A 14,071-nucleotide genomic window follows, 5' to 3' on the forward strand; every position below is an offset into this window, starting at 1 on the left:
CACCACCGTCCAAGCCCCACAACCCCAACCACCACCGTCCAAGCCCCACAACCCCAACCACCACCGTCCAAGCCCCACAACCCCAACCACCACCGTCCAAGCCCCACAACCCCAACCACCACCGTCCGAGCCACCACAGCTGAAGCCTCGCCGCCATGCGCTGGGTCTGAATCGTTTGCGACATCAGCTCCAAAGGGTCCCCAAGGTGGGTGCCCGGCCGCGGCCCGACCGGATGCCGCGATGCGAGGGGACGCCGCAATGCCACCGGATGCCGCAATGCGACGGGGTGACTCGATGCGACCGGACGCCGCCATGCCACCGGACGCCGCCATGCCACCGGGTGCCGCCAAGGGACGGGATGCCGCCATGCCACCGGGTGCCGCCAAGGGACGGGATGCCGCCATGCGACGGGTGCCGCACTTCGCCGCAGCCGCTTGTCCGGCGCGGATCACACTCGGCGGGGTGGGCGCGGGTGGTGAGGCGGGGGCGGGGCTACCGTGGGGGTGTGGCGCTCTCCCTGGCGATCTCGCCCTGCCCCAACGACACGTTCGTCTTCCACGCCCTGGTGCACGGTCGGGTGCCCGGCGCGCCGCCGGTCGAGGTGACGTACGCGGACGTGGACGTCACCAACACGGCAGCCGAGCAGGGGGCGTTCGACCTGGTGAAGGTGAGTTTCGCGGCACTGCCGTGGCTGCTCGACGACTACCATCTGCTGCCCTGTGGCGGAGCTCTCGGGCGCGGCTGTGGCCCGCTGGTGCTCACCCGGGGTGACCGCGACGGCGGGCCGGACCGAAGCGACCTGACCGGTGCCACGGTGGCGGTGCCGGGCGATCGGACCACCGCCTACCTGCTGTTCCGACTCTGGTCGGCGGGACGGCCGCCGGCCCGGATCGAGGTGGTCCCGTTCCACGAGATCATGCCGGGCGTAGCGGCCGGCCGCTACGACGCCGGTCTGGTCATCCACGAGGCCCGGTTCACCTACCACCGGCACGGCCTGACCGCGCTGGTCGACCTCGGCGAGTGGTGGGAGGCCGACACCGGCCTACCCATCCCCCTCGGCGCGATCCTCGCCCGGCGCGGGGCGGTGGACCCGGAGGCCGCCGCCGGCTGGGTCCGTGAGTCGGTCCGGCAGGCCTGGGCGGACCCGGCCGCCAGCCGGGAGTACGTGCTCGCGCACGCTCAGGAAATGGAACTCGACGTGGTGGACCGGCACATCGGTCTCTATGTCAACGAGTTCACCGCCGACCTGGGCGAGGCCGGATTCGCCGCGGTGGCGGCGCTACTGGATCGGGCCGCCACCGCCGGGCTGGTGCCTCAGACCTCCAGCTCGTTCGCCACCGCGTGGACCAGCTGAGCGATCTTCTGCGCGGCCTTCCGGTCCGGATACCGGCCCCGGCGCAGGTCCGGCTGGACCTTCGCCTCCAACACCTTGATCATGTCCTCGACGAGTCCGTGCAGCTCCTCGGCCGGCCGGCGGCGCAACTCCGCCATCGACGGCGGAGCGTCGAGCAGCTTGACTCCCATGGCCTGCGCACCCCGCCGGCTGTCCACCACGCTGAAGTCGACCCGCTGGCCACCCTTGAGATCGGCCACGCCCGCCGGCAGCGCGGCCTTGGGCAGGAACACGTCGCCGCCCTCGTCACTGGTGACGAAGCCGTATCCCTTGGCCGTGTCGTACCACTTCACTCGACCCGTAGGCACCTGAGATCCCCTGCTTCACTTGAGCCGTCTACTGCTCCAAGGCTAGCTGGATCACTCCGTCGAGCGCCGCTGGGAATCCGGTGAGATCATCCAGCACCACGGCCGCCCCGGCTGCCAGCAGTTCGTCCGGGGAGCACGGCCCCGTCGCGACACCGATCCCGGGCACCTCGGCCACCCTCGCCGCCACCATGTCCGCCACGTGGTCCCCGACGTAGTGGGTCGCTCCGTACTCGCGCAGTGCGGTCGCCTTCTCCTCGGCGAACAGGTCGCCGGCCAACTCGTCGACGACCAGGCCGAGGTGGTCCAGGTGCAGCCGGGCCAGTCGGCCGAGCTTGGACGTGACGACCAGCACACGACCGCCCCGGGCGCGAATCATGTCGATCGCCGCCTGCGCGCCGGGCAGCGGCACCGTCGGGGTGATCGCGTACGCGGGGTACAGCTCGCGGTAGACGTGCACAGCCGACTCGACCTCCTCCGGCGGAAACCAGTGCGCGATCTCGGTGCGCAGCGGTGGGCCGAGCCGGGACACCGCCAGGTCGGCGTCCACCGGCACGCCGGTCCGGGCCGTCAGCGCCCGGAAGGCCGCGGCGATGCCGGGGCGGGAGTCGACCAGGGTCATGTCGAGATCGAATCCGACGGTCAGAGCGGGCATGTCGAGAAACGTACCCGGCGACTCACAGCCACGAGGACGTCCGAGGGGCGCGACGGGCCGATGCCGGGCTAGCGTGGAAACACGATGACCACCTCACTCGCCGACCACCTGCGGTCGCTACCCGACGAGTCGCTGGCCGCCCTTCTCCAGCTGCGGCCCGACCTCGTCGTGCCCGTGCCGGCCGACATCTCGGCCCTGGCCATCCGGGCCCAGTCCCGGGTCTCGGTGGCCCGCGCGCTGGACGGGCTGGACCAGTTCACCCTCCAGATCCTCGACGCCGCCCGACTCACCCGGGATCCGGACGAGGACACCACGGCCACCGACGCCGTGCTCGCCATGGCGACCGCCGGGCCCCGCCCACCGGCGCCGGCGGCCATCCGTGCCGCTGTCGGCCGGCTACGCGCGCTCTTCCTGCTCTACGGCCCGGAGCACGCGCTCCAGGTGGTGACCGCCGTCGACGAGGTCGCCCCGTACCCCGCGGGGCTCGGTCGCCCGGCCGCGGAGCTGGACCCACGCACGGCCGCCCTCTGCGCGGACCCGGCGAAGCTGCGCCGGACGCTGCTCGCCGCGCCGCCCTCCGCCCGGGCGATCCTGGACCGGTTGGCCGCCGGCCCGCCGGTGGGCAGCGTGCCCCCGGGCGCGTTGCAGGCGCCGCCGCTCGGCGCGGAGGATCCCGTGCTCTCGGACCCGACCAACGGCGGCGCCCCGGCCGGCTCCCCGGTGCGCTGGCTGGTCGACAACCGACTGCTCGTATCCGTGTCGAACGGCTCGTCGACGGCCAGCGGCACGGTGGAACTGCCCCGCGAGGTCGGCCTGCTGCTGCGCCGCGACAGCGGCCCGCTCGGCCCGCTGCGCACCAGCCCGCCGCCGGTGGCCGCCGCGCCACGCGAGGCCAAGGCGGTCGACTCGGCCGGGGCCGGGCAGACCATGGAGGTGGTTCGGCACACCGAAGGGCTGCTGGAGCAGCTCGCCGTCGAACCCGCGCCGGTGCTGCGCTCGGGCGGTATCGGTGTCCGGGACCTGCGCCGGCTGGCCCGTACCGCCGGGTTGGACGAGCCGACCGCCGCGCTGCTGCTGGAGGTCGCGTACGCGGCGGGGCTCGCCGGCGAGCTGGAGCTGCCCGGCGCGACGACCACGCGGTACGGGGCGGACCAGCAGGTGTTGCCGACCGGCGGGTACGAGGTGTGGCGTGCCGCCTCGCTGGCACAGCGCTGGGAGCATCTCGCCCGCTCGTGGCTGACGATGAGCCGCCAGGTGGGTCTGGTCGGCCGACGCGACGACCGGGACCGGCCGATCACCGCCCTCTCCGCCGAGGCCGAGCGGGCCGGCGCACCAGCCACCCGGCGGGCGGTGCTCGGCGTGCTCGCTGACCTGGAGCCGGCGACCGCGCCCACCCCCGAGGAGGTGCAGGCCCTGCTGGACTGGCGGGCGCCGCGGCGCAGCCGGGGCCGGGAGGCCGCCCACCGGGAGGTGCTGGCCGAGGCGGCGCAGCTCGGCGTCACCGGTCTGGGCGCGCTCACGTCGTACGGTCGGCTGCTGCTGGACGACGTGACCTCTGCCGACGAGCGGAGCGGCGACGACCCGCTGGGGTTGCACGCGGACGTCGAGAGCGGTGACCCGTCGGGTGCCGCCCGAGCGCTGGACGCGCTGCTGCCCGCCCCGATCGACCACTTCCTCGTGCAGGCCGACCTGACCGTGGTGGTGCCCGGGCCGCCCGAGCCGGCACTCGCCGCCGAGTTGGAGGCGATGACCGAACTCGAGTCGGCCGGTGGGGCGAGCGTGCACCGGGTCACCACGGCGAGCATCCGGCGGGCGCTGGATGCCGGCTACTCGGCTGACGACCTGCACGAGTTGTTCCGGCGGCGGTCCCGCACACCGGTGCCGCAGGGGCTCAGCTATCTGGTGGACGACGTGGCCCGCAAGCACGGTGGGCTGCGGGTCGGCTCGGCCGGGGCGTACCTGCGCAGCGACGACGAGGCGCTGCTCAGCGAGGTGCTGGCCGACCGGCGGTTGGAGTCCTTGACGCTCCGCCGGCTGGCGCCGACGGTGCTGAGCACCCCGTACCAGGTCGGTCGACTGCTGAACGCGCTACGGGACGCCGGGTACGCCCCGGTGCCCGAGGACGCCAGCGGCAGCACGGTGCTCTCCCGGCCGCGGATCCGGCGAGCGCCGGCCCGGGTGACGGTGACCGCCCGGACGCTGGATCCGTTGGCCGTCCAGAAGCTGCCCATGCCACGACTGCTGGGTGTGGTGGAGCAGATCCGACGGGGGGAGGCGGCGGCGCGGGCGGCCCGACGGGCACCGGCGGTGGTTCGCGGTGGGGCGGCGGGGCTCGGTGGCGGCCCGGTGCCGGCGCACACGCACAGCGAGGCGCTGGCCGTGCTCCAACAGGCGGTCCGGGACCGGGTGCTGGTCTGGGTGGGGTACGTGGACGCGCACGGGGCCACAGCTTCACGGCTGGTCAAACCGGTCTCGATCGGCGCCGGCTACCTGCGCGCCGAGGATGAGCGCACCGAGATGCTGCACACCTTCGCGCTGCACCGGATCACCGCGGCGGTGGTGGCGGACTGACCGAGGGGCGTCGGGCGGCAGCCGGGCCGCGCCGGTCAGCGACGGCTGCGACGTACGGTGCCGACGACTGCGATGATCAACAGGAGTGCGGAACCGGCGCCGGCGGACTCCCCCACCGAGTTGATGAAGCCCTGTCTCTGCACCAGCCAACCGAAGAGGAACCACCCGACGAGGAGTGTCGCCGCGACGGCGTACGCGATGACGGTCGCGCGGGAGACCTCGTCGGGTGGTGCCTGCTCATGTGCTTCGATCACGTCACGGTCGACCGTCATACCCGCCCTCCCCGCCGGTCGGTCCTGGACTCCCAGGGTGTCACTCGCCGGACCGGTCGGACAGGGGGTTGTTTCCGCGTTTCGCCGCGTGGCTCAGGTGCCGGGGCGGCGGCCGATCAGCACCACCCGCGTGCCGACCTTCCCCAGCTCCCACATCCGGACGGCGTCGACGTGCAACAGGTTGACGCAGCCGTGCGAGCCGATCGACTTCTCGTGCAGGTAGGTGGTGGTCTCGTGGAAGCCCATCCCCTGGGTGAAGTGTTGCCAGTACGGCAGCCACACCTCGTACGGGTTGGACCACTCCTTCGGATTGCGGTAGTTGACCTTGTAGGTGCCGGCGGGGGTGCGGTAGCCGGACATGCCGGTCCGGGTCACCGTCGGCGCCATGATCACCTTTCCGCCCCGGACGGCCCAGACGGTCTGCCGGGTCAGGTCCACACAGAACGTGGTGCCCGAGCCGGCCCCGCAACTGGCCGGATCGGTGGTGGCGAGCCGCTTGGCCACGTCGTAGGTGGTGGGCCCGGCGCGACCCTCAGCGGGGCGAATTCCGTACCGCCGCTGGAACTTCTTGATCGCCGCGCAGTCGGCGGCGGACTGCCGGCCGTCCACGGTCACCGGCCCGAACCCGCCCAACCTGGTCAGGTACGTCTCCACCGCGCGCTGCTGCTCGCCCTGCGCGCAGCCGGCGGCTGGTGCGACGGTGCTGGTGGTGGTCGGTGCCGGGGTGCTGCGAGTTGGTTTCGGTGTGGGTTTCGGCGCGGCGCTCCGCGTCGGCGTCGGCCCGGCCGCCGGAGGCCGGCCACGCTGGTCCGGCCCGGGCGTGCCGCTCGCCCCCGTTGTCTGTTCCGCCGCACCCGCCGGGGCGGCTCCCCCGCCACCACCCCCGCCGGCCTGCGGATCGAACGCACACGCACCGGCGCCGACCAGCGTGACCACCATCAGAGCGACAAGTCGGGAAATGACCCTGACACGTTTCATCGGACCTCCCCTGAACAGTCGTCCCATTGCTAGACGTTCACAGCTGCCGTCTTGGTTGCGCCCGCCGCGCATCTTTCTTCCGACAGTCGGCACCGTGCAACACTGGATGGTCGGCCGGCGGCGGGTGAGCGGCTGGTCGGCCAACCGAGGAGAGGACGCTGGCGTGAGCGGTGGACCACTGATCGTTCAGTCGGACAAGACCCTGCTGCTGGAGATCGACCACCCGGACGCCCAGGCCTGCCGGATGGCGATCGCGCCCTTCGCCGAGCTGGAGCGCTCTCCCGAGCACGTGCACACGTACCGGCTGACCCCGCTCGGCCTGTGGAACGCCCGGGCCGCAGGGCACGACGCCGAGGCGGTGGTGGACGCGCTGCTGAAGTATTCGCGCTATCCGGTGCCGCACGCCCTGCTGGTGGACGTGGCCGAGACGATGGACCGGTACGGCCGGCTCCAACTCGCCAACGACCCGGCACACGGCCTGGTGCTGCGGGCGCTGGACCGGCTGGTGCTGATCGAGGTGGCCAAGAGCAAGAAGCTCGCCGGCATGCTCGGCAACAAGGTCGACGACGACACCATCCAGGTGCACCCGTCCGAGCGGGGCCGGCTCAAGCAGGCTCTGCTCAAGCTGGGCTGGCCGGCGGAGGACCTGGCCGGCTACGTCGATGGCGAGGCGCACCCGATCGAGCTGGCCGAGGCCGGCAAGGACGGCCGCAAGCCGTGGACGCTGCGGTCGTACCAGCGGGAAGCTGTCGAATCGTTCTGGGCCGGCGGGTCGGGCGTGGTGGTGCTGCCCTGCGGCGCCGGAAAGACCCTGGTGGGCGCGGCGGCGATGGCCGAGGCGAAGGCGACCACGTTGATCCTGGTCACCAACACGGTGGCCGGTCGGCAGTGGAAGCGGGAGCTGATCGCCCGCACGTCGCTGACCGAGGAGGAGATCGGGGAGTACTCCGGCGACCGCAAGGAGATCCGGCCGGTCACCATCGCCACGTACCAGGTGCTCACCGCGCGGCGCGGCGGCGTGTTCACCCACCTCGACCTGTTCGGGGCGCGCGACTGGGGTCTGGTCGTCTACGACGAGGTGCACCTGCTGCCCGCGCCGATCTTCCGGTTCACCGCGGACCTCCAGGCCCGTCGCCGGCTGGGCCTCACGGCGACACTGGTACGCGAGGACGGCCGTGAGGGCGACGTGTTCAGCCTGATCGGCCCCAAGCGGTACGACGCGCCGTGGAAGGACATCGAGTCGCAGGGCTGGATCGCTCCGGCCGAGTGCACCGAGGTCCGGGTGACGCTGACCGACGCGGAGCGGATGTCGTACGCGACGGCCGAGGCCGAGGAGCGCTACCGGATGGCGGCAACCGCCCGCACCAAGCTGCCGGTGGTTCGTGCTCTCGTGCAGCGGCACCCGGATGACCAGGTGCTGGTGATCGGCGCCTACATCGACCAGCTGCACCAGCTCGGCGAATACCTGGACGCTCCGATCATCCAGGGCTCGACCACCAACCGGGAGCGGGAGCGGTTGTTCGACGCGTTCCGGTCCGGGGAGATCCGCACGCTGGTCATCTCCAAGGTCGGCAACTTCTCCATCGACCTGCCCGAGGCGGCGGTGGCGATCCAGGTGTCCGGCACCTTCGGGTCGCGGCAGGAGGAGGCGCAGCGGTTGGGGCGGGTGCTCCGGCCCAAGGCCGACGGCCGGCAGGCGCACTTCTACACGGTGGTCTCCCGGGACACGATCGACACCGAGTACGCGGCGCACCGGCAGCGCTTCCTCGCCGAGCAGGGGTACGCGTACACCATCATCGACGCCGACGACGTGCTGGGCCCGAAGCTCCCTACTGTGGACTGACCACTCTTTTGTGCGGAGCTTGCGGAGGACGCACTGATTGAGGCTCAGGCCGTCCTCGGCGGCCTGTGTGGCCAGCTCCCGGCGCAGGCTCGCGGGTTTCTACGGGACGGCGCGAATTTCCTGGCGCGGGCATACTCCCCGTCATGGATCGCAGGACACAGCGGATGGCGTCCGGCGCCGTGGTGCTTCTGGTTGCGGGGCTGGTGGGCGGCCTGTCGTGGCACTTCCTCGACAATCTGCAGATCCGCATCCGGACCGATATCGGCGACTACCGTCGGGAGATTCGGCTCCACCAGAGCGCGGTGACCGACGCCGCCGAGAAGGTCGACACGGTCCTCCAGAAGTTCGAGTACGACCACCTCTACCAGGCGGACAAGTACGCGCACTCCGCAGGCCAGCACCCCGACGTCAAGGTTCTCGCGGTCACGGGCGAGACGCACTGGCAGACCGGTGTGAGCCTGACGATCCAGGTAGCCGGCCATGGCGTGGAGATCGGCGCGGACGGCTCGGTGATCAGGGAACGCGACGAGCAGATCTGCTTCAAGATCCAGCTCGGCCCCAAGAAGGACACTCGTGACGACGACATCGGATGCCCGACGCAAGCTCCCGTACCGGTCACCAAGGACCCGTCATTCGACGGCGTCGACGACCGCCTGAAGCGCGACCTGCGGTCCGCCGGCTCGGACGAAGCCGCCGTCCGCGCGGCGGTCGCCGGTCTGCGGCTCGACCCGGCGATCCGCCAGGACATCACCGCGCGGGACGGCACGGTCGGGATCGCTCTGCGAGCCTCGCAGTACGACTGCATCCTGGCCCGCGTCACCTCGAAGGGGCCGGAGCTCTGGCGTCCCTCGCACACGCAGTTGAGCCCGGGCGAGATGAGCTGCACCGCGCAGACCGCCTTGAGCAGCGCTTTCGGAAAGTACCCGCACTGATTCAGCGCCCACGATGCGCGGGGCGTCCGGCGTCGTCTGTCCGCGCGACCTCGGACTACTGTCCGCCCGCTTCCGTCGCCAGGCGGATTTGGCATTCGTCGGCCAGTCCAGAAGCCGGCACGCCCCGCTTCCTCGATCCCGGAGCCTCCGGGGACAGCGTGACAATCGAGGCTGTGGGAGCCTGCAGCGGTGTTCCGTGCGCGCGTGCTGAGGGTCGTCGGGGTCCTCCTGATGGTGGCCTCGTGTCTGCTTCCCTGCCTCACATTCTGGAATGGGATGACCCTGCCTGATCAGGACCCAACGCCTGAGGCCATCCAGCAGCAGGGCGCGGAAACCCTCGCGTTCGAGCAGAGGTTTCAGACCTCGGCCTGGATTGCAGGCGCGCTGGCAATCCTTGGTCTGGCTGCCTTCATACTCGCGCGAAAACATCGCCGGACGGCGGAACCCTTCCAGGAGAAGAATTAACGCGGGTCAGCGCCGGGTGGATTCCGCGACGAAGACGCCGCGACCCGGACGACCCACCAGCACGCCCCGCTGCCGCAGTGTCGCGACCGCGCGGCTGATCGTGGACTGTGAGACGTCGTACTCGTCTGCCAGCACCCGGCCGGAGGGAAGCTGAGAGCCGGGCGGATAGGCACCGTTCTTGATCTTGCCTAGGAGATCGTCGAGCAGCTCGTCCATCGTGGGCGGGATAGGCACGTGGGGCCCCTTGCAGTCGGTTGGCCCGCCCAGTATTGATCAGCCGTTTCGACACAAGCAACACATGTAGCGCGAGTGACATAAGTGGGTAGCTAACTCGCCGACATCCTTGACATAGGTGACTCGGTGGCAATAGCGTCGCTCTCGGTGATGCGGTGCTGCTGCGGTCGGTTGGCGCCTCTCGTGCCGGTCTCGCATCGCCGCCGGGACCTCACCCTCCGCACTCCCCCGGCGCGGCCCTGCTGCCGGACCGCCGATCGAGGCTGCGGTGGCAGGGCGGGGTGGTCTCCGCCGCCCGCAACCGGCCGGAGGCCGCCCCCTCCACCTCGGCGCGACCCGACGAAGGGTGGTCACCGCGTGCGCACTCTGATTCGCCGGCCACGAAGCCGATGCAAGGAACAACGTCCCATCGAACGCATCAAGAACGCGCCGAGCGCCCAGTCGACGAGCCATCGCTACCGATGACCGAGCGTTGGGTGATCCACCTGCCGGTCACCGGACCCGACCTGCTCCGGGCCAGGATCCTCGCCCGGACCGCCGCCCGCGTGCTGGCCCGGCTCAGCGCCCGCGTCGAGCCGGGCGGCGTCACCGTGTCGGCCGAGGACCAGCAGGGCGTACGACATTGGGTCTTCTGCGACCGTCCACTGCCCGTCGCCGGCCGGTGTGCCCTGCCGGCCGATCACACCTCAGCGTGCGCGCCGCGCCCGCCGTGGGTCCGGCGGCGCTGAATCGTTTACGGCATCAGGTCCATAGCCGCTCACTCGGAGACAGCCAGGCCGCCTTCACCACGCCGGAGGAAGGGCGGCTGACTGGGGGCTCAGGACGTTCTCGCGCTGCATGTTAGGCGAGGACCCGGGTGACCTGCTCGGCGGCGACCACCGCGTCCCGCCGGGTCGGGTCGAGGTTGGCGCTGATCACCACGGAGGCGCCCACCGACAGCGGGGCGAGCAGCCACTTCAGCGGCTGCTCGTGCTCGGCCGCGTCGACCAGCAACCGGTCACCGGCGCGCAGGTCCAGCTTCTCGGCGGTTCCTCGGGCGATCGCGCCCCACTGGCCGTAGGTGGTGCCGTCCGCGCTGGCCGGGTCGGACGGGCGGATGGCGGTGTGGTCGGGCGTGGTGTCGGAGTGCCGGAGCACCTCGGCGGACCAGTCGAGCCAGCCCAGCGGCACGTCGGCCAGCCGCCCCGGCCCGGTGCCGACGAGGTAGCGGTGCGGGGCGTCCGGTACGTCCTCCAGCCAGTCGTCCTGCCGTTGCGGGGTCACGAGGACCGCGTCGAACGGCCGGTCGCCGCCCGGTTCGAGGACCGGCAGGCCGGCGGTGGCGCGCGGCCGGAACGACACTGCCAGGCCGGCGGCCCAGGCACCCAACAGAACCGCAGCGGTACGCCAGTGCGGCGGCAGCAACACCGCCACGCGGCTGCCCGGGCCGAGCCCGCAGCCGTCCCGCAGCAGGCTGGCGCTGCGCGCCGACCAGGAGCCGACCTGCGGCGCGGTCAGGTCGACCCGCTCGCCGGTCGCCTCGTCGCGGTAGCTGAGCATCGGACGCTCGGCATCGGCGGGCCGGGCCGCCAGGTCGGCCGCAACGGTTCGCTGCATGTCCACGCTCCCCGGTGACGACGTCGAACCACCCTACCCAACGACTTTGGTCGCACCCGTCGTCGGCCGATGGCCCTGGCGGGCGTCCGGGTGGCTGGCGCACCGTACGGGTGACCACGATGCGCCGCCGAGGAGCCGCTCATGCCAGCCGAGCCCCACATCGCCACCGACGCGCCCGCCGACGACGACCCGGCAGCACCGCGATGGCGGCGGCTCGCGCCGGTGCTGGCGCTGCTCGTGCTCGCGCCCTGGGCCGCCGAATGCTCCTGGGGTGGCTTCACCCTGACCAACTTCCTCGCAGTGGTGATCTTCCTCGGCCCGATGTACGGCGGCGCGGCGATCCTGATCCGGGAGACCGCCCGGCACCTCGGCGCGGGGTGGCCGGCGATCGTGCTGCTGGCCGCGGCGTTCGGCGTGCTCCAGGCTGGTCTGGTCGACCAGTCGCTGTTCAACCCCGGCTACCTCGACCACACGGAGTACGCCGGTACCGCGGTCGCCGCGCGGACGACGCCACTGCCCGGCATGGGGGTCGACACCCGTCAGGTCATCGACTTCGTCGGCAACCACATCCTGCTGAGCATGTGCGCGCCGATCGCGCTCGTGGAGTCCTTCCTCGACCGCGCCCGCCGGAGCCGGCCGTGGCTGGGCCGGCGCGGGCTCGCCGTCGTCGCCGTGCTCTATCTGCTGGGCAGCCTGCTGATCTTTTCCGACGACGGCGGCCGGAAGGGCTTTCTGGCAACCCCGGCCCAGCTCGTCGGCGCCGCCGCGCTGACCCTGATCCTGGTCAGCCTGGCCCTGCTGCCCCGCTGGCGGCACGGCCGGCGCCACCCGCCCGTCACCGATCGGATGCCGGCAGGCGATCTGACGCCGGCGGAACAGCAGGCGCCGGCCGTGGGACAGCCGAGCTCGACCGTGGGCCCGGTGCCGGTCGGCAGGGCAGGGGCACCACGCCCACTCTGGGTCGCCCTGCTGGTGCTCGCCGCTCAGCTCGCCGTCGGTCTGGTGGCCGGCTGGCTCGGGGTGGCCGTCGCGCTACTGGCCGCCGCCACCGTCGGAGCGATGATCGTGCACTGGGCCGGTCGCGCCGGCTGGGGACAGCGGCACGTCCTGGCCGCCGGCACGGCGAGCCTGGTCAGCGCGGCCGGATTCGCGTACCTCGTGCCGCCGTACGCCCCGGCGACGCCAGCGGCGTCCCTGGCCGGCGACCTCGCGGTAACCGTGATCACCGCCGTCCTGATCGGTGGCGCCTGGTGGCGGCTGCGCCGCCGGACGGTCTTCGGTCGGAGCTGAGCGAACGACCCGCCGGTGGCTCAGCGAGCCACCGGCGGGTCAGGTCGGCAGTTTCCCGATGGTGCGTCAGGAGGCAGCCACGGCGACCGGCGCACCGGGCATCGTCGACTCCGCCACCTCGGCGGGCCTGGATGGCGAGGCCGGCAGGAAGACCGCCAGCAGCGCCGCCGCCGCGAGGACGATGGCTCCGACCGTCTGGGCGGCCCGCATGCCGTCGACGAACTCCGCACCGCTGGCGTACCCGCCGGCGGCCGTGAAAACAGCGCCGAGCACCGCGATGCCGAGCACCGTGCCCAGTTGGCGCAGCGCGTTGGCGGTGCCCGATGCCACGCCTTCCAGGTGCCGCGGTGCGAACCCGAGGGTGGTCCGGGCGATCGGCGCGAAGAACAACCCCATCCCGAGGCCGGCCAGGACGTACGGCGGGATCAGCTGAACGTACGGCACGTCGGTGCGGCTCACCGCGGCCAGCCAGGCGATCCCGGCGCTCTGCAGGACCAGCGCGACGACCAGCACCCGGCGGGCGCCGAGCCGGTCGACGAGCAGCCCGGAAAGGGGTGCGGCCACCGCCGGCATGGCCGTCCACGGCAGCGTCCGGAGCCCGGCCTCCAGGGGCGAGTAGTGCTGGACCGTCTGCATGAACTGTCCGCCGAGGAAGACCGCACCGAACATCCCGAACGCCATGACGAAGCCGAGGGCGTTGGCGATGGAGAAGCCGCGGCTGCGGTAGAGCGTCAGCGGCATCATCGGGTGCGCGGCCCGGGCCTGCCAGGCGACGAAGGCCAGCACCAGCAGCCCTCCGCCGATCAGCGCGCCGAGCACCTGCGGGCTGCCCCAGCCGTGACCGCCGCCACGGATCAGCCCGAAGACCACGCCGAAGAGTCCACCGGTGGCCAACCCGACGCCGGCCAGGTCGAGCCGTCCGGCGCCGCCCCGGCTCTCGGCCATCGTGCGGGCGAGCGGCAGGAGCAGCAGGCCGACCGGCACGTTGATCCAGAAGATCCACTGCCAGGAGAAGTATTCGACGACGGCGCCGCCGATGACCGGTCCGAGGGCGACGCCGAGCCCGCTCATGGCGCCGAAGATCCCGAAGGCCGCCCCTCTGCGTTCCACTGGCACCGCGGCGGCGAGCAGGGTCAACGCGAGCGGCGTGAGGATCGCCGCGCCCACTCCCTGGGCGGCGCGCGCGGCGATCAGCCAGCCGATGTCGGGGGCCAGCGCGGCGGCCGCCGACGCCAGCGTGAAGATGCCCAAACCCACGGTGAAGAGCCGACGGCGACCGAAGCGGTCACCGAGGGCGGCGCCGGTGAGCAGGAAGACGGCGAAGGTGAGCGTGTAGGCGTTCACCGTCCACTCCAGCCCTTCGAGCCCGGTGCCGAGATCGACCCGCATCACCGGCAGGGCGTTGATCACCACCAGGTTGTCCATCGCGACCATGAAGACCGCGATGCCGGTGACCAGAAAGGTCCACCCGGCTCGTGCGCTCCGTACCATCTCTGCTCCTTGAGTAGTGATCAGTCACTAACTTCGCCGTTCACAC

Annotated in this window: 14 protein-coding genes; 7 read left to right on the forward strand and 7 right to left on the reverse strand. The window is 72.0% G+C overall.

Annotated features, from left to right (window positions below):
• Window positions 1-505: 505 nt before the first annotated feature.
• Window positions 506-1,354, forward strand: coding sequence for a 1,4-dihydroxy-6-naphthoate synthase (locus ACLJN9_RS06670; RefSeq protein ID WP_410810218.1), 849 nt, complete (start codon window positions 506-508; stop codon window positions 1,352-1,354).
• On the opposite strand, the gene ACLJN9_RS06675 is transcribed toward ACLJN9_RS06670, so the two are convergent.
• Window positions 1,315-1,701 carry a cold-shock protein gene (locus ACLJN9_RS06675; protein WP_410810219.1) on the reverse strand — a complete coding sequence of 129 codons (387 nt, stop codon included), beginning with the start codon at window positions 1,699-1,701 and terminating at the stop codon, window positions 1,315-1,317. The two genes, ACLJN9_RS06670 and ACLJN9_RS06675, sit on opposite strands and share 40 nt — an antisense overlap.
• Window positions 1,702-1,729: 28 nt before the next feature.
• Entirely contained in the window at window positions 1,730-2,353 is a 624-nt protein-coding gene (locus ACLJN9_RS06680; protein ID WP_410810220.1) for an HAD family hydrolase, read from the reverse strand.
• 84 nt (window positions 2,354-2,437) lie between these two features.
• On the opposite strand from ACLJN9_RS06680, the gene ACLJN9_RS06685 reads away from it, so the two are divergent.
• The gene (locus ACLJN9_RS06685; protein ID WP_410810221.1) at window positions 2,438-4,924 is read left to right on the forward strand and encodes a helicase-associated domain-containing protein; all 2,487 of its coding nucleotides are present in this window, start codon (window positions 2,438-2,440) and stop codon (window positions 4,922-4,924) included.
• Window positions 4,925-4,959: 35 nt separating this feature from the next.
• On the opposite strand, the gene ACLJN9_RS06690 is transcribed toward ACLJN9_RS06685, so the two are convergent.
• Both ACLJN9_RS06690 and ACLJN9_RS06695 read right to left on the reverse strand, forming a co-directional pair.
• Complete coding sequence (locus tag ACLJN9_RS06690) at window positions 4,960-5,196, reverse strand: hypothetical protein (RefSeq protein WP_410810222.1); 237 nt, start codon at window positions 5,194-5,196, stop codon at window positions 4,960-4,962.
• A gap of 93 nt (window positions 5,197-5,289) precedes the next feature.
• Complete coding sequence (locus ACLJN9_RS06695; protein ID WP_410810223.1) at window positions 5,290-6,174, reverse strand: L,D-transpeptidase family protein; 885 nt, start codon at window positions 6,172-6,174, stop codon at window positions 5,290-5,292.
• Window positions 6,175-6,337: 163 nt separating this feature from the next.
• Between ACLJN9_RS06695 and ACLJN9_RS06700 the strand changes: the two genes are divergently transcribed.
• From ACLJN9_RS06700 to ACLJN9_RS06710, 3 genes are all read left to right on the forward strand, one after another.
• Window positions 6,338-8,017 (forward strand): DNA repair helicase XPB, encoded by a 1,680-nt coding sequence (locus ACLJN9_RS06700; protein WP_410810224.1) that lies wholly within the window; start codon window positions 6,338-6,340, stop codon window positions 8,015-8,017.
• A 143-nt stretch (window positions 8,018-8,160) separates the two neighbouring features.
• On the forward strand, window positions 8,161-8,949 hold the full coding sequence (locus tag ACLJN9_RS06705; protein ID WP_410810225.1) for a hypothetical protein: 789 nt from the start codon (window positions 8,161-8,163) through the stop codon (window positions 8,947-8,949).
• 276 nt (window positions 8,950-9,225) lie between these two features.
• Window positions 9,226-9,414 carry a hypothetical protein gene (locus tag ACLJN9_RS06710; RefSeq protein WP_410810226.1) on the forward strand — a complete coding sequence of 63 codons (189 nt, stop codon included), beginning with the start codon at window positions 9,226-9,228 and terminating at the stop codon, window positions 9,412-9,414.
• A gap of 6 nt (window positions 9,415-9,420) precedes the next feature.
• On the opposite strand, the gene ACLJN9_RS06715 is transcribed toward ACLJN9_RS06710, so the two are convergent.
• Window positions 9,421-9,630: a GntR family transcriptional regulator gene (locus ACLJN9_RS06715; RefSeq protein WP_410810227.1), complete on the reverse strand. Its 210-nt coding sequence runs from the start codon at window positions 9,628-9,630 to the stop codon at window positions 9,421-9,423.
• Between the two features lie 479 nt (window positions 9,631-10,109).
• Between ACLJN9_RS06715 and ACLJN9_RS06720 the strand changes: the two genes are divergently transcribed.
• The gene (locus tag ACLJN9_RS06720; RefSeq protein ID WP_410810228.1) at window positions 10,110-10,376 is read left to right on the forward strand and encodes a hypothetical protein; all 267 of its coding nucleotides are present in this window, start codon (window positions 10,110-10,112) and stop codon (window positions 10,374-10,376) included.
• 112 nt (window positions 10,377-10,488) lie between these two features.
• On the opposite strand, the gene ACLJN9_RS06725 is transcribed toward ACLJN9_RS06720, so the two are convergent.
• Complete coding sequence (locus ACLJN9_RS06725; RefSeq protein ID WP_410810229.1) at window positions 10,489-11,244, reverse strand: TIGR03089 family protein; 756 nt, start codon at window positions 11,242-11,244, stop codon at window positions 10,489-10,491.
• A 141-nt stretch (window positions 11,245-11,385) separates the two neighbouring features.
• On the opposite strand from ACLJN9_RS06725, the gene ACLJN9_RS06730 reads away from it, so the two are divergent.
• Complete coding sequence (locus ACLJN9_RS06730; RefSeq protein WP_410810230.1) at window positions 11,386-12,534, forward strand: hypothetical protein; 1,149 nt, start codon at window positions 11,386-11,388, stop codon at window positions 12,532-12,534.
• A 66-nt stretch (window positions 12,535-12,600) separates the two neighbouring features.
• On the opposite strand, the gene ACLJN9_RS06735 is transcribed toward ACLJN9_RS06730, so the two are convergent.
• Window positions 12,601-14,025, reverse strand: a complete 1,425-nt coding sequence (locus ACLJN9_RS06735) for an MFS transporter (RefSeq protein ID WP_410810231.1) — start codon at window positions 14,023-14,025, stop codon at window positions 12,601-12,603.
• Between the last annotated feature and the right edge of the window lie 46 nt (window positions 14,026-14,071).

It is taken from the genome of Micromonospora sp. 067-2 (genome assembly GCF_046549295.1).
Taxonomy (GTDB): domain Bacteria; phylum Actinomycetota; class Actinomycetes; order Mycobacteriales; family Micromonosporaceae; genus Micromonospora.